A 20525-nucleotide genomic window follows, 5' to 3' on the forward strand; every position below is an offset into this window, starting at 1 on the left:
TCGTGCGGGCGGTGACCAGTGATACGAGAGCAAGAAGAGGCGATGAAACAGCAGGGTGTGCACCCCGAGGACGCCGAGGGCACCTCTGTCTCTTCGTCGCGTGCGGATGACTCCTCGTCGCGCCCGGACACCGCGGGCACCGGCCCCGAGAAGGCCGGCCGGCGCGCGGCCACGGGCCGGTCGGCGACGGCCGCCGGCCCCGACGACGTAGCCCACATCGACGAGGTGGAGGGCGACGAACCGCTGCTCCCCGCGCGCGTGCATCGCCCTTCCGACCTGATGCGGCTCCTGGTGGGCGTGCTCGCCGTCGCCGTGCTGCTGGCCGTCGCCGCCTTCGCGCACGGCACCACCTCCGGCCTCGAACAGGACATCAACAAGGGCACCGGACAGGCACCCGACCTGCTGATCAAGATCGCGGGGCTGGCCTCCAGCATCGCGATCCTCCTCGTACCGGTCGCATTCGCGATCGAGCGGCTGATCAAGCGGGACGGGCTGCGCATCGCCGACGGCGTACTCGCGGCGGTCCTCGCGCACGGAGTGACACTCGCCACCGATTTGTGGGTCGCCAAGGCGGCCCCGGGCTCCATCCAGGAGGCGCTCACCCAACCGTCGCCGGGCGACATCCACGCGTTGACCGACCCCGTGCACGGCTACTTGGCACCGGTCATCGCGTACATGACGGCCGTCGGCATGTCACGCAGACCCAAGTGGCGCGCGGTGCTGTGGATCGTGCTGCTCCTCGACGCCTTCTCCATGCTCGTCACGGGCTACACGACACCCTTCTCGATCACCCTGACGGTCCTCATCGGCTGGACCGTGGCCTACGGCACGCTGTACTCGGTCGGCTCCCCCAACGTGCGCCCCACCGGCCGGACGCTCATGGCGGGCCTGCGTACCGTCGGCTTCCACCCCGTGACCGCCGCCCGCGAGGAGGCGTCATCGGACACCGCGGAGACCGGTGACCGCGGACGTCGCTACTTCGTCACCCTGGAGGACGGCCGGCCCCTGGACGTGACGGTGGTGGACCGGGAGCAGCAGGCGCAGGGGTTCTTCTACCGCGCGTGGCGCAACCTCACGCTGCGCGGCTTCGCCACCCGCAGCAGCCTCCCGTCCCTGCGCCAGGCCCTGGAGCAGGAGGCACTGCTCGCCTACGCGGCGATCGCGGCCGGTGCGAACGCCCCCAAACTGATCGCGACGTCCGAGCTGGGCCCCGACGCGGTGATGCTCGTGTACGAGCACACCGGCGGGCGCACTCTCGACTCGCTGCCCGACGAGGAGATCACCGACGAGCTGCTGCGCGGCGCCTGGGAACAGGTACGGGCTCTGCAGTCCCGGCGCATCGCGCACCGCAGGCTGGTGAGCGACGCGATCCTGGTGGATCGTTCCGGCACGGTGATCCTCACGGACCTGCGCATCGGCGAGATCGCCGCCGGTGACCTGCTGTTGCGCATGGACATCTCCCAGCTCCTGGTGACCCTCGGCCTGCGGGTGGGCGCCGAACGCGCGGTCGCGTCGGCCGTGGCCGTGCTCGGCCCCGACGCCGTGGCGGACTGCCTGCCGATGCTCCAGCCCATCGCGCTCAGCCGCTCCACCCGTGCGACGCTGCGCAGGCTCGGCCGGGAGCGGGCCCAGCGCGAGCGGGAAGCCGTCCTGGAGTCGTCCCGGCAGACGAAGCTGGCCCGTGCCGAGGCGGCGGGCGGCGACGACGGGAACCAGGCTCACGAGAGGCCCGACCGAACCGCCAAGTCCGGGAAGCTCGAGAAATCCGAGAAGAAGGCCGCGCGTGCCGAGCAGCGGGCGGAGAAGCGGGCCGTGGACGAGGCGCTGGAGGAGGCGCGCGAGGAGGACTTGCTCACGCAGATCCGCCACGCCGTGCTGCGCATCAGGCCGCAGGCGCCCGTCGAGCCGGCCCGCCTGGAGCGGGTGCGGCCGCGCACGCTGATCAGCTTCATCGCCGGGGCCATCGGGGCCTACTTCCTGCTGACCCAGCTCACGCACATCGAGTTCGGCCCCCTGATCGCCAACGCCGAGTGGGGCTGGGTCGCGGCGGCCGTGCTGTTCTCGGCGGCGAGCTACGTGGCGGCGGCGATGGCCCTGCTGGGGTTCGTGCCCGAGCGGGTGCCGTTCCTGCGGACCGTGGCCGCGCAGGTCGCCGGGTCGTTCGTGAAGATCGTCGCCCCGGCGGCCGTCGGTGGCGTCGCCCTGAACACCCGGTTCCTGCAGCGCGCGGGCGTACGGCCGGGGCTCGCGGTGGCGAGTGTCGGCGCGTCGCAGCTGTTCGGGCTCGGTTGTCACATCCTGATGCTGCTGTCCTTCGGCTATCTGACCGGCACCGAGAAGACCCCGTCACTGACTCCGTCCCGCACGGTCATCGCGGGTCTGTTGACGGTGGCGGTACTCGTGCTCGTGGTGACCTCCGTGCCGTTCCTGCGGAAATTCGTCGTCACGCGCGTGCGGTCGCTTTTCGCCGGCGTCGTGCCGCGCATGCTGGACGTGCTGCAGCGGCCGCAGAAGCTGATCACCGGCATCGGCGGCATGCTGCTGCTCACCGCCTGCTTCGTGATGTGCCTGGACGCCTCGATCCGGGCCTTCGGTGACGAGTCGGCGTCGATCAGCCTGGCGAGCGTCGCGGTCGTCTTCCTCGCGGGCAACGCACTGGGGTCCGCGGCGCCGACGCCGGGCGGCGTGGGCGCGGTGGAGGCGACGCTGACGGTCGGCCTGATCGCCGTAGGTTTGCCCAAGGAAGTCGCCGCACCCGCCGTGCTGCTGTACCGGCTGCTCACGCTGTGGCTGCCGGTGCTGCCGGGCTGGCTGTTCTTCAACCACCTGACGCGGAAGGAAGCGCTGTAGCGCTGTAGCACTCTGAGGAGCGTGTCGTACGGGGGTACGCAGCGCGCTCCGGTGACCGTGCCGCGTACCTCGTACGGCTCCCGCCCCGAGCGCACGGCTCCGCGCGACCGCACGATGGGCACATGCCGAACCCTTCCCGGCTGCGCGCGGCCGCCCTATCCGTCGTCACCTCGGCGGTCCTGACCGCCGCCCTGCTGGCGGGCTGCAGCGACGCCTCCAGGAGCGGCTCCGAGGACAGCGGAGACCTGGCGGCCCAGAAACTCGACTGGAAGGACTGCCCGGCCCCCTCAGAGGCCGAAGGCGCAGGCTCCGCCCCGTCCCCGCTGCCGGACGGCGGCGAGTGGCAGTGCGCCACCATGAAGGCACCGCTCGACTGGGACGACCCCCAGGGCGACACGATCGGCCTCGCGCTGATCCGGGCCGAGGCCAGTGGTCCGGCCGACCGGCGGATCGGATCACTCGTCTTCAACTTCGGCGGACCGGGCGGATCCGGCGTTACCACACTCCCCGCGTTCGGCCAGGACTACGCGAAACTCCGCACCCGCTACGACCTGGTCAGCTTCGACCCGCGCGGCGTGGGGCGAAGCGCCCCCGTGGAGTGTCTGGACGACAAGCAGCTCGACGCCTACTTCCAGCAGGACGCCACCCCTGACGACGCGGCCGAGCGCAGAGTGCTGCTGGAGAACACGGAGGACTTCAACGCCGCCTGCGAGAAGAACTCCAAGAGGGTGCTGCCGCACGTGGCCACGACCGACGCGGCCCGCGACATGGACCTGATGCGCCAGGTTCTCGGCGACGACGAGCTGCACTACTTCGGCATCTCCTACGGCACCGAACTCGGCGGCGTCTACGCCCACCTGTTCCCCGAGCACGTGGGCCGCGCCGTCTTCGACGCGGTCGTCGACCCGACCCAGACCCCGGAACAGGGCTCGCTCGGTCAGGCCGAGGGTTTCCAGCTCGCCCTCGACAACTTCGCCGACGACTGCGCCTCCAAAGTCGAGGAGTGCCCCCTCGGGGACAGCGCTCAGGGCGTCAAGGACCGTATCGCCCGGCTGCTGAAGGACCTCGACCGCGAACCCATCCCCGGCGTCTTCCCCCGCGAACTCACCCAGACCGCCGCGACCGGCGGCATCGCGCAGGCGCTGTACTCGAAGGACTTCTGGGAGTACCTCACCGAGGGCCTGGTGCAGGCGTACGACGGCGACGGCGGGGTCCTCATGGCGCTGTCGGACTCGCTGAACGGGCGCAACGAGAACGGCCGGTACAGCAACATCACCGCCGCCAACGTCGCCGTCAACTGCGCCGACGACAAGCCGCGGTACGACGCCGCGTACGTCGAGGACAAGCTGCCCGAGTTCCGGAAGGCCTCGCCGGTGTTCGGCGACTATCTCGCCTGGTCCATGCTCAGCTGCACCGGCTGGCCCGTACCCGGCGCCGGCGACCACCCCGACGTCAGCTCGCCCGGCGCGGCTCCGATCCTGGTGATCGGCAACACCGGCGACCCCGCCACGCCCTACGAGGGGGCCGGGAAGATGGTGGAGGCACTGGGCAAGGGGGTCGGCGTGGAGCTGACGTACAAGGGTCAGGGGCACGGTGCCTACGACAGCCAGAACAAGTGTGTGCAGGACGCCGTGCACGGCTATCTGCTGGACGGCAGGGTCCCGGCCGCCGACACTGTCTGCTCCTGACTTGCACTGCCCGGATGTCGAGCGAACTCGCAGGTCAGAGCGTTATCCACAGGGTGCACCAGGTTCGGCGCACTCCGCCTACCATGGCATGACCGCCATCCGCCGCACGGTCGGACGGCTTGCGAGGGGGGAGTGCGATGACGCGTCTCGTACGGTGGACGGCTGTGACGGCCGCCGCCGCACTGCTGACGGCGGGCTGCAGCGGCGGCTCGTCCAAGGAGGACAAGGACGACGGGGGTACGAGCAGCGCCCGGCCGTCGGCGGCGGCGCCGTCGGGGGTGCCCCAGTCCTTGGCCTCCCAGCAACTCGATTGGGGCCGCTGCAAGGGCACCTCGGACTCCCCCGCGCCGGACGGCGACTGGCAGTGCGCCACGCTCAAGGCTCCGTTGGACTGGGCCGAGCCGGAGGGCGACACCATCGACCTGGCGCTGATTCGGGCCAAGGCCACCGGCGACGAGCGCATCGGGTCCCTGCTGTTCAACTTCGGCGGCCCCGGCGGCTCGGGCGTCTCCATGATGCCGTCCTACGCCGACACCGTCTCCTCCCTGCACGAGCGGTACGACCTGGTGAGCTGGGACCCGCGCGGGGTGGCCGCCAGTGAGGGCATCCGCTGCCGCAGCGACGAGGCGATCGAGGACGCCGAGTCCGTGGACTCCACTCCGGACACCACCACCGAGGAACAGGCGTACCTGAAGGACGCCGCCGACTTCGGCAAGGGGTGCCAGAAGGCCGCCGGCGAGCTGATGTCACACGTCTCGACCACGGACACCGCCCGCGACATGGACCTGATGCGGCACGTCCTGGGCGACGGCAGGATGCACTACTTCGGCATCTCCTACGGCACCGAACTCGGCGGTGTCTACGCCCACCTGTTCCCCGAGCACGTGGGGCGCATGATCCTCGACGCGGTCGTGGACCCGAGCGCCGACACTATGGGCCACGCCGAGAACCAGGCCAGGGGCTTCCAGCGCGCGCTGGACGACTACCTGAAGTCCACCGGACAGGATTCGAAGCAGGGGTCGCGGAAGATCGCCGACCTGCTGGAGCGGCTCGACGCCGAGCCACTGCCGACCTCCTCACCGGGGCGGAAGCTGACACAGACGCTGGCACTCACGGGCATCGTGCTGCCGCTCTACAGCAAGTCCGGTTGGCCCGCGCTGACCAGTGCGCTGTCGGCCGCCGAGGAGGGCGACGGCTCGGAGCTGCTGGCGCTCGCCGACGGCTACAACGAGCGTGACCCCTCGGGGCACTACGGCACGACGACCCACTCCCAGCGGGTCATATCGTGCCTGGACGACAAGCAGCGGCCGACCCTGGAGGAGACGAAGAAGCTGCTGCCGAGGTTCGAGAAGGTCTCCCCCGTGTTCGGGGCCTTCCTCGGCTGGGACACGGCCGGCTGGTGCCACGACTGGCCGGTGGCCGGTCAGCACGAAACGCCGGAGGTGAGCGCGCCCGGCGCGGCCCCGGTTCTCGTGGTCGGCAACACCGGCGACCCGGCCACGCCCTACGAGGGCGCCCGCAGGATGGCGGACGAGCTGGGCGAGGACGTCGGTGTGATGCTCACCTGGAAGGGCGAGGGACACGGCGCGTACGGGAGTGGGAGCGACTGTGTCGACTCGGCCGTGGACGCATATCTGCTGAACGGGACGGTGCCCGAGGACGGCAAGGTCTGCTCATGACGACGGCGGGGGCTCCGGGCACCTGCGGTGCGCGAAACCCCCGCCGTACGGGAACCGTGGCCGTGGCCCGGCCTGCCGGGGCAGGCTCAGTAGACGGCCGAACACGGCCACTGCAACCATCAGCTGGGACCGAACCGTCAAGCATCTACCGGGACCGGACACGTCCTGTGATCAGAGTGCTTTCCCTACATCATCAAGGCCCGCGCACGGCGCGGGCGCGCGCCGCCTCTACGGCGCGGCCCGCCTCCGGTCTTCGCCCCGGCTGGCCGCGCCCGGCGGCTGCGGGCGTGAAATGGGAAGACACCCTCTGTGGCTGGGGCGGTCGGCCCCACAACTTCAGGCAGCCACTTGGGGCGAGCCTCTGAAATCTTGACCCCAACGTCGCGCTTCAACGGGCAGGTCCACAGACTGCCCGACTCGCCATCAGCTTACGGGGCCAAGATCACTCGCCCCGAAGCGCCTCCAGCCCAAAGCCGCTCCGCCGCCCTTCGGTGCCGACAACAGGCAGCCGAGTCCGTGTCCGATGTGCCGCATCAGTACATGATGCCAACTCGGCAGACTTCTTACTCTGTCAGCAACACGGACGCGAGGTGCAGTCTGCAAGTGAGACCTATCACGCCGCCTCGACATGAACTGAACGGATGGTGAGAGCTCTGGACCGCATGTCGAAGGCGGGTGCATCCAGCGAACACCAGCAGAACCGCGGCTTGGGGCCTCGCACGCCCCTACTAGCGTCGCTGGTACTCGCCCTACTACTGGGCGCGCTCTCGACACTGGTGATGTTGCCGGCAGCTCAGCACCTACGCTCCCTCCAGGATGGCGAGCGGGCTCGTGCGACGTTGCATACGAGCGGCTCGTGCATGATGGGCCACTGCCAGGTCAAGTTCGAGGCCGACGGGCGGACCGTGGTGGCGGATCTTCCGGTAGGCAGTGGCGGCGGCAAGAGCTCCGTCGGCACATCGCTAGCCGTCCGGTACCAGGCGAACGATCCGCACGTAGTCGCCCGTGAAGATGATGTCGGGGGCGGCGGGGCAGCCGTACTGGCGGTGATGTCGGGCGGGGGTGCCCTGCTCTTCCTGATGCTCTCGGTCGTCGCGGCTGTATCCGTGGTGCGGCAGCGGCGTGCGGGCTCGAGCCCTGAAGCGGGATCATCCGGCTGACATGGCAGTCCAGAGGCAGCCCATCCCCTTGAGCGCTGACGGGCGTCGCAGCTTGTTGCTGCAGCACTCCTGACCCTCCACGCGGTGCCCCCGGCGTGTCCGTTGGTAGGGCACATCAGAGGGAACCCAGGGGATCAGGGTCAACGCACTGCGAACACGCAGATCAGCGTCCTACCAGGTCGGGCCTATCCGCGTACGCGATCTTTCGAACTGGTACTCCATGGGCCAGGCGGCAGCACTTGACTGTGTCACGGAGGTTCCAGTGACCTCGGCCGTACGGTGCGCGTCGCCCGTGCCGAACTGGCGCTCGACCGCAGGAGCGCGGTGTCAGGGGTGAGTGGTGGGGACGGCGTTCGCGACCATGATGCTGGCTGGAGCGGTTTCACTGATCACTCTGTGGCTTGCCTGTGCGGTGCTGGGAGTTCACGGCCTGCTGCTGGGACGCATGCCGGGTCGGTGGCTGCAACGCCATGTGCGACAGCCGAGAGTCTGGGGAACCGGCGCCTTGTTGGTAGCGGTCGGCGGCTTTTCCTACCCGACCGTCGCTGTCATCGGCGTGGGCCTCATCACTCTGGGACACGTTGTGAAGCCGAGCCCTTGACGGGTCGGGCCGTCCCTGGGCCGTGCGAGGTCACCCAACACCGACCGACAACGACAGAAGCCCACGGCATCTGAACTGGTCAGAGCCGTGGGCTTCGTCAGTCCCGCTGGTCAGCGGAGCCGGTGATCAGTAGACGGGCTTCTCCGGCTCGATCTGGTTGACCCAGCCGATCACGCCGCCGCCGACGTGGACGGCGTCGGAGAAGCCGGCGGACTTCAGGACCGCCAGGACTTCCGCACTGCGGACACCCGTCTTGCAGTTCAAGACGATCTTCTTGTCCTGCGGGAGGCTCTCCAAGGCGGAGCCCATGAGGAACTCGTTCTTGGGGATCAGCCGGGCGCCCGGGATGGAAACGATCTCGAACTCGTTCGGCTCGCGGACGTCGATGAGTTCGATGTTCTCGCCGTCGTCGATCCACTCCTTGAGCTGCTTGGGAGTGATCGTGGAGTCGGCGGCCGCCGCCTGGGCCTCCTCGGAGACGACGCCGCAGAAGGCCTCGTAGTCGATGAGCTCGGTGACGGTCGGGTTCTCGCCGCAGACCGCGCAGTCGGGGTCCTTGCGGACCTTGACCTGGCGGTACTGCATCTCCAGGGCGTCGTAGATCATCAGGCGGCCGACCAGCGGCTCGCCGATGCCCGCGAGGAGCTTGATGGCCTCGTTGGTCTGGATGGAGCCGATGGACGCGCACAGCACGCCCAGGACGCCGCCCTCGGCGCAGGACGGGACCATGCCGGGGGGCGGCGGCTCCGGGTAGAGGCAGCGGTAGCAGGGGCCGTGCTCGGACCAGAAGACGGAGGCCTGGCCGTCGAAGCGGTAGATCGAGCCCCAGACGTAAGGCTTGTTCAGCAGTACGCAGGCGTCGTTGACCAGGTAGCGGGTCGCGAAGTTGTCCGTGCCGTCGACGATCAGGTCGTACTGGCTGAAGATGTCCATCACGTTGTCGGCCTCGAGCCGCTCCTGGTGAAGGATCACGTCCACGTACGGGTTGATGCCCTTGATCGTGTCGCGGGCGGACTCGGCTTTCGGACGGCCGATGTCGGCCTGGCTGTGGATGACCTGACGCTGCAGGTTGGACTCGTCGACCTCGTCGAACTCGACGATGCCGAGCGTGCCGACACCGGCTGCCGCCAGGTACATAAGGGTCGGCGAGCCGAGGCCGCCCGCGCCCACGGCGAGCACCTTGGCGTTCTTCAGCCGCTTCTGCCCGTCCATCCCCACATCGGGGATGATCAGGTGGCGGGAGTACCTGCGGACCTCGTCTACGGTGAGCTCGGCGGCCGGCTCGACCAGGGGTGGCAGCGACACGGGGACTCCGTTTGTCGGTCAGTAATTACGGTTGTTCTCCTCGCAACACTGCCACGGCCTTTTTCATTCCGAGACACCCGTCCCGATACGCGAGACGATCTCGTCCCAGTAGCCGGGCATCGTCTCCCAGGGGTCGACCCGACCGCTCCGGCCGTCCCGGTCAGTGCGATCGGTGAAGTAGATCGTCGCGGCGCCCTGCCAGCGTGCGATCCGCAGCGCCTCCTCCAGGTGCCCGCGGGGCACGCCGTGGACGAAGTGGCAGAAGTGCCTGGGCGGGTAGTCGGCGCTCCACTCGGCCGCCTGCGACCAGCGGTAGTCGGTCCAGGCGCCCGAGAAGGTAATCAGTTGGTCGGCGTTCTCCGCGTAGCCGGGGTGGGGGTGGATGCCGTGGCCGAGCACGATGTGGGCACCGTCACGGATCACGCGCAGGGTGCCGATCGTGCGACGGACCTCTGGGAGGGCGGTCCGTTCGGACGGGCAGCGGTCGAGGAGGAAGCCGTCGACCCGGTACCAGTCGAGGTAGCGGTGCGCGTCGGAGATCAGCTCGCCGAAACTCCGGGCCCCGTACGCGGCGTCGAGGTGGCCGAGGACGCGGACCCCGGCGTCGCGCAGCCTGCCGGCGGCCTTCAGGCAGTGTGGGTCGGGGTGGGCTCCGGGGCCGTCGGCGACGTTGAGCACGACCCAGTGCAAGGGCGCCCCGGGACAGGTCAGGTCGGCCCACTCGCCGGGGGCGACGAGGGGGTGGGCCAGCCCCGGGACCCCGAGGCCGGTACGGACGTCGGTGCTCGCGGCGCCCGCTTCGGCGCTGGTCAGATACGGCATGCCGCCTCCATCCAGATATCGGCGAGGGACTCTTCGAGGGCGATCCGGGGCCGCCAGCCGAGCCGGTCGCGTGCGGTGCGCACATCGGCCTGCTGCCAACTGCCGCAGCCGTCCGGGTAGGGGTAGGCCACCGGGGCCACGTGCTCGGCGTCCGGGCGCTCGCCGCGGTGCCCGAGGGGCTCGGGGCGGTGGTGGCCCAGGGCGTCGACGCGGTGGGCGACGGATTCGGTGCGGGGGTGGCCGATGGTCGGCCGGAGCGCGCCGGGCGGGCCGTCGAGTTCGTGCAGGGCTCCGCCGTAGCCGGCCACTCGGGCGAGGGTCGCGGCGGCATCGCGCAGGCGCACGGCACGGCCGGAACCGATGTTGATGACGCCCTGCGCGGCGGAGAGAGAGGCGGCGTGGACGGCGCGGGCGACGTCACGGACATCGATGAAGTCGCGCTGCGCACCGAGGCCGCCGAGCCTGAGCTCGCCGTCGCCGGACTGCATCGCGCGGCGCATGGCCTCGGCGAGACGGCCCAGCGGGGAGCCCGCGGGGGTGCCGGGGCCGGCAGGTGAGAAGACCCGGAGGACGACGGCGTCCAGGCCGGAGCCGAGGACGAGTTCGGTGGCGGCGAGTTTGCTGACGCCGTAGGGGCCGCCGGGCCGGGGTACAGCGTCCTCCGCGGTGGAGGAGCCGGGCTGGCTCGGGCCGTATTCGGCGCTGCAGCCGACCTGTACCAGGCGGGCGCCGCAGCCGCTGCGGCGCAGGGCCTCGCAGACGGTGGCGACGGCGACGGTGTTGTGCCGGGTGAGCTCACGCGCGCCGCCCCGGGTGGCCCCCGCGCAGTTGACGACGACCCCGGGGTGGACCGCGTCGAAGAAGCGGGTGAGGGCGCCCGGGCTGCCGCTGGCGAGGTCGAAACGGACGTCGGCGTCGTCGCCGCGGCCCAGCGTGGTGAGCTGGACGGCCGGGTCGGCGAGCAGGCGCTCGGCGACGAAGCGGCCGATGTAGCCGTTGGCGCCGATCAGCAGGACTCTCATCGGGCGGCTCCCGGTGCCGAGGCGTCGGGTCGGGAGGTGGTCATCTGAGGGCTCCTTCGGGGGGTGGTGCGGACGTGTGAGGGGTGTCCGGGGATGTGGTCAACGCGGGTGCTCCGGCTCCGCGTGAGCGGATGCCTTGGTCAGGCGGCGGGTCGCGTGGACCAGGAGGACCAGGGCGCCGGTGCCGCACGCCGCGGTCGGGACACCGGCCGGGCCCCAGGCGGCGACCAGCGCCTCCACTGGGAGGGCCAGGAAGTCGCAGCCGGGGAGGCGGGCGGCGAAGAGCGTGGCCACGGCCGCCGCCTCCGCGGTGGCCGCGGCGGTGATAACGAGCGCGGGGGCGTGCGTGTGGCCGTGCACCGTGAGCATGCGGGCGAGCAGGAGGAGGGCGCCCAGGGTGAGCGCCTGCGGGTAGGCGGCGGGTTCCCGGAGTACGGCGCCGGTCAGCGCCACCAGGGCCGTAACGGCACCGATGAACAGGACGAACGTGCCGGTCAGCAGGGGGCGTACGGCGGCTGAGAAGTCCGCCAGGCCCCGGCTGGCCGCCAGTTTGCGGCGGGCTCGCACGGCGAAGAAGTGGGCGCTCGCGGCAGCGGGAGCGCAGGCCAGGGCGAGGGCCAGCACGGGGGCGACGGTGACGGGCCACGGTCCGTCGGCGGTTCCGTCGGGCAGGTCGTCCGGGCCGCCGGTGAGAGCGGCGCGGAGCAGGCCGTCCCCCAGAAGGGCGTAGCCGACGAGCCAGCAGGTCCAGGTGGCGGAGGTGCGCGCGGTGGCGCTCAACGGCCCTCGGCGCAGTAACGCGCGCAGAGCGAGGGCCACCGCGAGCGTTCCGGCGGTGGCCGCGACCAGGCGTGGCCGGCCGTCGGTGAGGCGCAGGGCGGCCACCGCGGCGGCGCACAGGGCGCCCGGCAGCACGGCGAGCACGACCCAGGCGGTCTGCACCCGGGGGGTGGGTCGGCCCGTGGGGCGCGGGGGCGTGTCGGCGTCGCGCGGGACGCGGGCGTACATCTCTTCGGCGAGGGAGAAGACGTCCCGGTGCCGGAAACGTGCGGCGGTCCGGTCGGTGATGCCGTGAGCCTCCAGTCCGGCCACGATCTCCAGTGGGTCCACTGCGCGTTCGCAGAGATCGCGGTGCCGGTGCATCAGGGCCTTCACCGGGTCCGCGGCGACGCGGCGCGCGGCGGACGGCACCTGTGTACCGACCTCCTCGGTCCGGACCGGGCCCCGGTCGGGACCGAGTTCACCGAGGCCGCTCATCGGATCCCCTCGGTCGCGGAAACCGAGGCGGTGGCTCGCGACTCCTCGGCCACGGAACCGGAGGCTGCCCCGGCCCCCTCGACCGCCGACACCGGAACTACCGTCAGGGCCCCCTCGACCACCGACGCCGGAACCGCCGCCCCGGCCACCTCGACCACCGACGCCGGAACCGCCGCCCGGCCTCCCCCAGTAGCCGATTCCGATGCCCCGGAACCCCCGGGTCCCCCGGATCCGGGGGACCCGTCGGTCTCCGAGCTCCGGACCGTGGCCCGGACGGGAGTGTCCGTCGCCCAGGCCGGGCCCCCTCGCGCCACGGCACGGACCTTGGCGTCCGTCCAGCGCCCGGGGACGTGTGCCTCGGCGGGGACGGAGAACGGCAGTGGCTCACCGGTGTCGTCGAGGACGACGCGGCGCGCGGGTGTACGCGAAAGGATGTCGAGGTAAATGTTGTGAAATGCCGTGATGTTCTGCTCGACGGTGAACAGCTCCAGTGCGCGGGCGCGCGCGGCGGCGCCCAGGCGCGCACGGCGCTCGGGATCACGCAGCAGGGCGACGCACGCCTCGGCGAGTGCCCGAGGGTTGCGCGGAGGCACGACGAGCCCGGTGCCGCCGATGGCCTCCACCACCGCGCCGACGTCCGTGGACACCGTCGCCCGGCCGCAGAACATGGCCTCGACCAGGCCGGCCGGGAACCCCTCGACGACGCTGGAGAGGACCACCAGTGCTCCCGACGCGTACGCCTCGGCGCGAGAGGGAAGTTCCGGCCCGCCGGTCTCTTCGAAAGACACCGGATTGCTGCCGACGGCGTGCGGGCCGTCGGCCTCGTCGGGGAAGAGCTGCGCGGCCAGGTTCCTGCAATGGGCGAGGTAGGCCGCGCCCTCGGATCCGGACGGGCCGCCCACGATCCTGAGGCGGGCCTTGGGCTCCGCCCGGCGGATCTCCGCGAAGGCGTGCAGCAGCGAGACGAGGTCCTTGGCCGGTTCGACCCGGCCGACCCAGACCAGGGTGTGCGGATCGGCGCACTCCGGCGACTCGCCCGCCTCGGCGAAGGGTGCCGCGTCCATGCCCGGGTGGACCGTACGCAGCTTGGCGCGCTCGGCTCCGCAGCGCTCCTGCCAGCGTCGGGCATGCGTGTTGCCAGGCGTGATCAGGGCCGCGCTCCGGTAGGTCTCGGCGGCCAGCCGACCGTGGAAGGCGGCCAGCAGGAACCGTACGGGTGGTGACGCATCGGGTTCCGTGAGGTAGTGCGCCCGCAACCGCACCCCGTACTCGGTCACCAGCAGCGGCACCTCGCAGAAGTGCCGGGCGAGCAGGCCCGGCAGGGCGGCGGTGCCGCCGGAGGCCGCGTGGCACAGGTCGACGGCACCCAGGCCGTCGTCCTCGTACCAGTCGAGCGACAGGGGGCGCAGGGCCCGTTCGAGGCGTGCGGCGACGGTGAGCAGATCCGGGACGCGCGCCTCGCGCGCGGCGCGGTGGGCGCCGGGCGCGCGACAGGCGCGTTCCAGGGCACGTACGGCGGTCTCCGAGCGCAGTGCGCGGTGCAGGCCGCCCTCGTGGCGGGCCAGTTCGGCGAGGCCGTACAGCGCGTTGGCGAAACGGTCCGCCTCATGGGCGAAGTGGTCGTGGGTACCGGTTGCCTCCGCTCGCGGCGCCGCCGTCTCCGCAACCCCGAAGGCCTTCAAGGGAGCGGTCGCACACAGGCTCGCGGCCAGTTCGCCGTAACACTCGGCGAAGCGCCGGCGCGTACGCCGTCCGTACACGACCCCGTCGTCCTCGGCGTCCCACAGCGACGCGATGCGCACGCGGTCGACCTGCGGCGGCAGCGGAACCCAGCCCTCGGCCTCCTGACGCTCGCTGCGGGTGAGCGCGTAGACGTCGAACTTGTGCTGCTCGAGCCCGCGCACGAGCCGGTCGCACCAGAGCCCGGGCTCACCGCTCACATACGGATAGCCACCCTCCGTAAGCAGTCCGATGCGCACGCGCGCACCCCCGATCTCCCGTCCAGGGAGCCGCCGTCTGCCCGGCGGCTCGCAGCGGGACGAACGTATGCGGACAAGGCGGTGGCGCGATGGACGGTTGTCCATCGCGCCACCAAAAGGGGTGAACGGTCGTAACTTTCCCGTGCGGATGACGTTCGGTCGCGCTAAGGGATCAAGCGGCTACTCCGCGCGACGCGGCGGCCACGCCTTCGGGTCAACCGTTCGGATAGGCCCAGGGGTTGGGGCGGCAGTCGATTCCGTCGTGGTCGATGAACTTGGTCTGCTGCTGCATGACCGGGGCGAGTTCGCCGTCCTTGTCGCAGGTGACGTGGTTGTAGCCGATGCGGTGGCCGATCTCGTGGTTGATCAGCATCTGCCGGTAACCGTGGATGTCGTCGCCGTACGGCTCGGCGCCCTGCGCCCACCGGTAGGCGTTGATCATCACGCGCTGGGTGGCGGCCGAGTCGCAGGACACGTTGTCCACGGTCGTGTCCAGGCCGGACTTGGCGCACCACTCGGCGGTGGTGCCGGGGCTGGCCAGCGTGATCACGAACTCGGGCTCTCCGGAGTAGACGCGTGTGAAGGAGTGGGCGCCGTTGTGGGCCCAGCTCCGGTCGTCGTTGAGCGTCTTGTGGACGGCCTCGGCGAAGAGCGCGCCGTCGAGACCGAGCCCCTGTTCCACGTCCACGCGGTAGGTGTGCAGCTGCCCCTTCCCCGGCCCGTTCGCGATGCCGGGGATCGCCTCGAACTCGCCGGAACCCTTGAGCGTGGCACTGAGCGGGTACGTCTTGCCCATCTTCTGCTCGTACGTCAACTGCGTCTCGGGCGCCGAGGGCGTCAGCCTGTCGTCCGTCCGCGACGCGGAGTCGTGGGCGCCGCGGGGTTGGTCGGTGGCGGACTGCGACCGCACGCCCTCGCCGTCCGGCCTGTCGGCGACCTGCCCGGCCACGACGACCGCCAGCACGGTGGTCACGGCGGCCGCGGCGATGCCGGTGAAGGTCTTGCCCTTGCCGCCCTTGGCCGGCGCCGGTTCGCCCGAGGGCGGCGCGTCGTCGGCGTCGGTCTCGGGCCCTCGGCCACCGGGCCCGTCGCCGGCGCTCCAGTCGGTGACGGCGGCGTAAGAATCGGCGGGCTGCGCGGACACGGCCGTACGGCGCGGGGAGCGGGGCGTGAAGACGTCGCCGTCCACGTCGAAGGCGTCCAGGTACTCCTGGCGAGGCCCTCCTGAAGGTTTCCGGCGAGGTTCTTGCGGGGGCGCCTGACGAGGCCCTCCCGGAGGCGCCTGCCGCTGCCGCGGGAAGGGACCGCCTGGCCCCGCGGGCCCGCCGGGAGGCCCGGAGCGCGCGGGCGGGCCGGCGGGCGGTCCCGCCGGAGTGGCGTACCCCGCACCGGACCGTCCGCTCAACTCTCCCCAGCCGCCTCCGGGTTCGCGCTGCTCGGGATGGCCGCCCCGAACGCGCGGCACACCGTGGGCCGGCGTGCCGTCCGGCAGCCTGGGAACGCCCCGCGCCGGCGTACCGTCCACACCCCTCGCCCGGCCGGGCACCGGCACACCGTCAGCGGCCCGTGCGATTCCGTGCGCCGGCGTCCCGTCTGGTATGCGTGGAGATCCGTGCGCCGGCGTCCCGTACCCGACCTGCGGAAACCCATGCGCCGGCGTGTCCTCCCTCGGCCCCGGCCCCCGCCCCTGGGCTGCGTAACCCTGCGGGTCACCGCCGACCCAGCCCCGGGGCCCACCCGGTATCGCGCCAGATCGCGCGCCGGGCGTGCCACCCGGCGGCGTCTGCTCCCCGGCCGGGGGTTCGGGCGCCCGACGGCGGCCCAGCAGGCCGGACCGGTTCTCCCGCGCGGAAGTGTCCGCGCCGGCGGGCTCGGATGCGGGTCCGCGTCGGCTGTGGCGTCCCACGTCGCGCCTCAGCCTCCTGTGCTCTGGTTGGCGGGTTCGCCCTCGACGACCCCGTCGGTCCTCTCGACGGCCGCCGGCTTCCCGGTGTCCGCGAGGAGTTCGCGGAACGCCGTGGCCACGGCCTCCGGATACTCCATCATCGCCACGTGGCCCGCGTCCGGCAGGGTGAGCAGCCGGGAGTCACGGAAGGCGCGGGCGGCCCGCTGGGCCATGCGGTAGCCGACGAGTTGGTCCCGTCCACCGTAGACCAGGAGCGTGGGTGCGAGAACCCGTTCGGCCTGTCGCCACAGCGCGTGCTGGCCGCCCAGCGTGTAGGCGTTCACGATCCCGCGGGCGGAGCGCGCCATCGCGTCCCAGAAGTACGGGAGTCGCAGCCGCCGTTCCATCTCCTCGACGGCGTTGCGGAAGCCCTCCTCGCTCACCCTGCCGGGATCGCCGTAGCAGAGCGCCGTCACGCCGCGCACCCGCTGCTCCGCGGTCCACTCCCGAGTGAGCCGGGTGAACAGTGCCGCCACCCCCGGCACCGCCAGCAGTCCCGTCGGCACGGCGGTGCGCTGCACGCGGATCTCCGGCAGCGCGGGCGACACGAGGGTCAGCGTCCGCACCAGGTCGGGCCGCACCGCGGCGACGCGGGTGGTGACGGCGCCGCCGAGCGAGTTGCCGAAGAGGTGCACGGGGCCGCGTCCGGAGGCGTCGAGGTATCGGATGACCGCGCGGGCGTGACCCGTGATCGAGTAGTCGCCGTCGTCCGGTGGCGGTGAGTCGCCGAAGCCGGGCAGGTCGACGGCCTCGTTGTCGACGACGCCGTCCAGCAACGGCATGAGCGCCGACCAGTTCTGCGAGGAGCCTCCGAGACCGTGGACGTAGAGCGCCGGCGGCAGTCCCGCGCGGGCGGGTGGGCGCGAGCGCACCGTCAGGGTGATGCCGGGCAGGTGGACCGACCTGAGACGCTCACCGTCCGCGACCTTGACGGCCGCGACCTTCGGCAGCACGTTGGCGGGCGACGCGGACGGCGGCTCGGTCGAAGACATGCGGCAATGTTACGAGACGATCACGCAGTGGTTCATGTGTTCGCCATCACAGGGGCCGTGGCGTCGAGCGATCACCGGGGCACTCGCGCCGGCACCGCGGGTGCGCCGGCGGCGCACTGGGTACCCCCTCACCGCGCCACCGCGGACGACGCATGGCGTCCGGATCGGGTGTCTCCTACGCTCATGGAGTGGGCACCCGCGTGTGGCCCCTGCACTTCAGGGACGTTCGTAGAAAGGGAGCCCAGCATGACCGTCGACCCGACCGACCCCGAGACCTTCGACGACGAGGCGCCGGAAGCGGAGGAGTTCGACGTCGAGGCACCGGACGCCGACGCCGCCGAGCAGAAGGCGGACATCGCACCGGAGCGCGACGATCCGCTCACCGGTCACGAACCGGACCGCGCCAACGAGGCCGACCTGGCGGAGCAGGCCCGGGTCGTCTCGCACGACGAGGACGACTACCGGTGAGCGGCCGGTACGGCCGCGGATCAGCGGCGAAAGACTCGCCGAGCAGGAAGGAGGGTGATTTCTGCCCGGCCCGAACCCTTTTGAAACCAGTTGTGCGACTTTCGCCACCGTCCGGTCCGTGAAATTCTGCGCTCGCACCGCACACACCGCGGTTACCGAAAAGTACGATGGCGACGCGGCGCACACCGCACGAGGACGACTTATGGGAGGCGGCGTGACAGCCATCGAGCAGACAGAGGCGGTACGCCCGCGGGGCACACGCCTTCCCCGCCGAGCCCGACGCAACCAGCTGCTGGGCGCCGCACAGGAAGTATTCGTGGCCCAGGGTTACCACGCGGCCGCGATGGACGACATCGCCGAGCGGGCCGGCGTCAGCAAGCCGGTGCTCTACCAGCACTTCCCCGGCAAGCTCGACCTCTACCTCGCCCTGCTGGACCAGCACTGCGAGGCCCTCATCCAGTCCGTGCGGCACGCGCTCGCGTCGACGACCGACAACAAGCAGCGCGTCCGGGCGACGATGGACGCCTACTTCGCGTACGTCGAGGACGACGGCGGCGCCTTCCGCCTGGTCTTCGAGTCGGACCTGACCAACGAACCGGCCGTGCGCGAGCGCGTCGACAAGGTCACCAACGAGTGCGCCGAGGCCATCTGCGACGTCATCGCCGAGGACACCGGCCTCTCGCGGGCCGAGTCGATGCTTCTGGCCTCCGGGCTGGGCGGCCTCGCCCAGGTCGTGGCCCGCTCGTGGCTGCACAGTGACCGCAGCGTGCCGCGCGACCAAGCGGTGCAGTTGCTGACTTCGCTCGCCTGGCGGGGCATCGCCGGCTTCCCGCTGCACGGCACCGAGCAGCACTGACCGGCAGGACGGCGGGACGCACGCGACTCCTGTTCCCGTCGGGTGTTCGCTCCTGGCGTTCTCCGGCGCAGCGTGTACGTCCCCTCACCGGGCTAATGTGTGCTGGGTACAGCGCGGAAGATCGCGCACTTCACTGACCGTCGGAGGGACATAGCCGTGGAGGTCAAGATCGGCGTGCAGCACGCGCCCCGCGAGATCGTTCTGGAGAGCGGTCAGAGTGCCGAGGAGGTCGAGCGTGTGGTGGCCGAGGCACTGGCCGGCAAGTCTCAGCTGCTGAGCCTCGTGGACGAACACGGCCGCAAGGTCCTGGTGCCGGCCGACCGTCTCGCCTACATCGAGATCGGCGAGCCGTCCCCGCGAAAGGTGGGCTTCGGCGCGCTGTAGCCGGCGGACGACGGACGAAGACGGAGGGGCCCGGCGGTGAGTCACCGCCGGGCCCCACCGTGCTTTCGGCGAGCCGTCCGTACTTCCGGCGACCCGTCCCGCACTCCCCACAGCCTCCGCGTACTGTCTTCCGACCCGCCTCCCGCACTTCGCGCGCGCGGTTGGAGCACAGTTCACCCACAGGGGGAGGATTGCATTCCGCAGGTCAGGGGTAAGACGGCTGTGACCGTTTCGGGCGGGCCGGCCGCGTGGGAGGGACCCCGACATGCTCTTGGAAGCGCTCAGCGCCACGATCCTCGGCCTCGCCCTGGCGTGGGCCGCCGCCCACCGTCTGTCACATCGGCTCCCGGACCGCGTCCTGGTCCTGCCGACGGGCATCGCCGGGGCCCTCTCCGGGGCGTTCGTCACGCACACCGCACTGGGCGCCGGCGGTCTCCTGCTTGTTCTGCTGGGTTCGGCGGCCCTCTCCGCGGCCTCGGTGTCCCTGCTGCTGCGCCCCGCGGCGGGACTCCGCCGACGCTCGGCGACCGCCTGAGCACCGGTCGGCCGCTCAGTCCGACGGGCTGAGCACCCCGCGACCTCACCCCGCACGCGTGCGGGACCCACACCGCGCGTGGACCCACGCCGAGCGGCACGGGCCCTGTCGGCCGAGGGTCAGGCCGCCAGCCCGAGAGCCGCCATCCGCTTGGTGTGGGCCTCGGTGATCCGGGAGAACATCCTGCCGACCTCGGCGAGGTCGAAACCGTCCGCGACGCCGCCCACGAGCATCGTCGAGAGGGCGTCCCGGTCGGCGACCACCCGCTGGGACTGGGACAGCGCCTCGCCCATCAGCCGCCGTGCCCACAGCGCGAGCCGCCCGCCCACGCGCGGGTCCGCGTCGATCGCGGCGCGCACCTTCTCCACGGCGAAACCGGCGTGCCCGGTGTCGTCGAGCACCGCCAGCACCAGTTCGCGGGTGTCGGAGTCGAGACGGGCGGCGACCTCGCGGTAGAAGTCACTGGCGATGGAATCGCCGACGTAGGCCTTGACGAGCCCCTCCAGCCAGTCGGAGGGGGCGGTCTGCTTGTGGAAGCCGTCGTAGGCGGACACGAACGGCTCCATCGCCGCCGTCGGCTCCTCACCGATCTCGGCGAGCCGGTCGCGCAGCCGCTCGAAGTGGTGGAACTCCGCCGACGCCATCTTCGCCAGCTCCGCCTTGTCCGCCAGCGTGGGCGCCAGCTTGGCGTCCTCCGCGAGCCGCTCGAACGCCGCCAGCTCGCCGTACGCGAGTGCGCCGAGGAGGTCCACGACCGCGGCACGGTATTGCGGATCGGCGGCGGCCGTCGTCCAGTCCTGGGCGGCTACTCCGGTGGCACCGGCGGTACCGGTGGTGTCGGCGGGGGCTTCTGCGGCGTTGCCAGGCTTGTCAGAGCTCGTCATGCAGCGCACAATAGCCCGCCCTCCGCCTGCCGTAAGGTCCCCGGTCCACCCTGGCCGACCCTCCTCGACCAGTGTGACGACGACTACGTGACCGAATC

The 20525-nt window shown here is 71.5% G+C and carries 15 protein-coding genes; 7 read left to right on the forward strand and 8 right to left on the reverse strand.

From position 1 onward, the window contains the following. The first annotated feature begins 42 nt into the window (after positions 1 to 42). From IE142_RS19100 to IE142_RS19110, 3 genes are all read left to right on the forward strand, one after another. Positions 43 to 2850, forward strand: coding sequence for a lysylphosphatidylglycerol synthase domain-containing protein (locus IE142_RS19100; protein ID WP_191886888.1), 2808 nt, complete (start codon positions 43 to 45; stop codon positions 2848 to 2850). A gap of 122 nt (positions 2851 to 2972) precedes the next feature. Next, positions 2973 to 4538: an alpha/beta hydrolase gene (locus tag IE142_RS19105; RefSeq protein WP_191886889.1), complete on the forward strand. Its 1566-nt coding sequence runs from the start codon at positions 2973 to 2975 to the stop codon at positions 4536 to 4538. A 137-nt stretch (positions 4539 to 4675) separates the two neighbouring features. Then, the gene (locus IE142_RS19110) at positions 4676 to 6217 is read left to right on the forward strand and encodes an alpha/beta hydrolase (RefSeq protein ID WP_191886890.1); all 1542 of its coding nucleotides are present in this window, start codon (positions 4676 to 4678) and stop codon (positions 6215 to 6217) included. 1887 nt (positions 6218 to 8104) lie between these two features. Here the strand turns inward: IE142_RS19110 and moeZ are convergent. The 7 genes from moeZ to IE142_RS19145 form a co-directional block, all read right to left on the reverse strand. Next, positions 8105 to 9283, reverse strand: coding sequence for an adenylyltransferase/sulfurtransferase MoeZ (gene moeZ / locus IE142_RS19115; protein WP_191886891.1), 1179 nt, complete (start codon positions 9281 to 9283; stop codon positions 8105 to 8107). Positions 9284 to 9346: 63 nt separating this feature from the next. Beyond that, a complete protein-coding gene (locus IE142_RS19120) occupies positions 9347 to 10105 on the reverse strand; it encodes a spherulation-specific family 4 protein (protein WP_191886892.1) in 759 nt (252 codons plus the stop codon). Next, a complete protein-coding gene (locus IE142_RS19125; RefSeq protein ID WP_191886893.1) occupies positions 10093 to 11127 on the reverse strand; it encodes an SDR family oxidoreductase in 1035 nt (344 codons plus the stop codon). Before IE142_RS19125 ends, IE142_RS19120 begins: the two co-directional genes overlap by 13 nt. A gap of 99 nt (positions 11128 to 11226) precedes the next feature. Beyond that, positions 11227 to 12384 (reverse strand): hypothetical protein, encoded by a 1158-nt coding sequence (locus IE142_RS19130; RefSeq protein ID WP_229830669.1) that lies wholly within the window; start codon positions 12382 to 12384, stop codon positions 11227 to 11229. Beyond that, on the reverse strand, positions 12381 to 14363 hold the full coding sequence (locus IE142_RS19135) for a DUF3492 domain-containing protein (RefSeq protein ID WP_229830670.1): 1983 nt from the start codon (positions 14361 to 14363) through the stop codon (positions 12381 to 12383). The genes IE142_RS19130 and IE142_RS19135 overlap by 4 nt, the downstream gene beginning before the upstream one ends. A 214-nt stretch (positions 14364 to 14577) precedes the next feature. Continuing rightward, positions 14578 to 16269, reverse strand: coding sequence for a DUF3152 domain-containing protein (locus IE142_RS19140; RefSeq protein ID WP_191886894.1), 1692 nt, complete (start codon positions 16267 to 16269; stop codon positions 14578 to 14580). 8 nt (positions 16270 to 16277) lie between these two features. Further along, positions 16278 to 17300 carry an alpha/beta fold hydrolase gene (locus IE142_RS19145; protein ID WP_191886895.1) on the reverse strand — a complete coding sequence of 341 codons (1023 nt, stop codon included), beginning with the start codon at positions 17298 to 17300 and terminating at the stop codon, positions 16278 to 16280. A gap of 246 nt (positions 17301 to 17546) precedes the next feature. Between IE142_RS19145 and IE142_RS19150 the strand changes: the two genes are divergently transcribed. From IE142_RS19150 to IE142_RS19165, 4 genes are all read left to right on the forward strand, one after another. After that, a complete protein-coding gene (locus IE142_RS19150; protein WP_043380209.1) occupies positions 17547 to 17768 on the forward strand; it encodes an Rv3202a family protein in 222 nt (73 codons plus the stop codon). A gap of 214 nt (positions 17769 to 17982) precedes the next feature. Continuing rightward, entirely contained in the window at positions 17983 to 18624 is a 642-nt protein-coding gene (locus IE142_RS19155; RefSeq protein WP_043383261.1) for a TetR/AcrR family transcriptional regulator, read from the forward strand. A 156-nt stretch (positions 18625 to 18780) separates the two neighbouring features. Beyond that, positions 18781 to 19008 (forward strand): DUF3107 domain-containing protein, encoded by a 228-nt coding sequence (locus IE142_RS19160; RefSeq protein WP_043380210.1) that lies wholly within the window; start codon positions 18781 to 18783, stop codon positions 19006 to 19008. A gap of 265 nt (positions 19009 to 19273) precedes the next feature. Further along, entirely contained in the window at positions 19274 to 19543 is a 270-nt protein-coding gene (locus IE142_RS19165; RefSeq protein ID WP_191886896.1) for a hypothetical protein, read from the forward strand. A 119-nt stretch (positions 19544 to 19662) separates the two neighbouring features. On the opposite strand, the gene IE142_RS19170 is transcribed toward IE142_RS19165, so the two are convergent. Continuing rightward, a complete protein-coding gene (locus tag IE142_RS19170; RefSeq protein WP_043380214.1) occupies positions 19663 to 20427 on the reverse strand; it encodes a ferritin-like fold-containing protein in 765 nt (254 codons plus the stop codon). Positions 20428 to 20525 lie beyond the last annotated feature (98 nt).

It is taken from the genome of Streptomyces mutabilis (genome assembly GCF_014649815.1).
GTDB classification, from domain to species: domain Bacteria; phylum Actinomycetota; class Actinomycetes; order Streptomycetales; family Streptomycetaceae; genus Streptomyces; species Streptomyces mutabilis.

Bases quoted from the DNA above. Each gene is read 5' to 3' on its own strand.
- IE142_RS19100 (WP_191886888.1), top strand. From the start codon at position 43: ATGAAACAGCAGGGTGTGCACCCCGAGGACGCCGAGGGCACCTCTGTC.
- IE142_RS19105 (WP_191886889.1), top strand. From the start codon at position 2,973: ATGCCGAACCCTTCCCGGCTGCGCGCGGCCGCCCTATCCGTCGTCACC.
- IE142_RS19110 (WP_191886890.1), top strand. From the start codon at position 4,676: ATGACGCGTCTCGTACGGTGGACGGCTGTGACGGCCGCCGCCGCACTG.
- IE142_RS19120 (WP_191886892.1), bottom strand. From the start codon at position 10,105: ATGCCGTATCTGACCAGCGCCGAAGCGGGCGCCGCGAGCACCGACGTC.
- IE142_RS19125 (WP_191886893.1), bottom strand. From the start codon at position 11,127: ATGAGAGTCCTGCTGATCGGCGCCAACGGCTACATCGGCCGCTTCGTC.
- IE142_RS19130 (WP_229830669.1), bottom strand. From the start codon at position 12,384: ATGAGCGGCCTCGGTGAACTCGGTCCCGACCGGGGCCCGGTCCGGACC.
- IE142_RS19145 (WP_191886895.1), bottom strand. From the start codon at position 17,300: ATGTCTTCGACCGAGCCGCCGTCCGCGTCGCCCGCCAACGTGCTGCCG.
- IE142_RS19150 (WP_043380209.1), top strand. From the start codon at position 17,547: ATGACCGTCGACCCGACCGACCCCGAGACCTTCGACGACGAGGCGCCG.
- IE142_RS19165 (WP_191886896.1), top strand. From the start codon at position 19,274: ATGCTCTTGGAAGCGCTCAGCGCCACGATCCTCGGCCTCGCCCTGGCG.
- IE142_RS19170 (WP_043380214.1), bottom strand. From the start codon at position 20,427: ATGACGAGCTCTGACAAGCCTGGCAACGCCGCAGAAGCCCCCGCCGAC.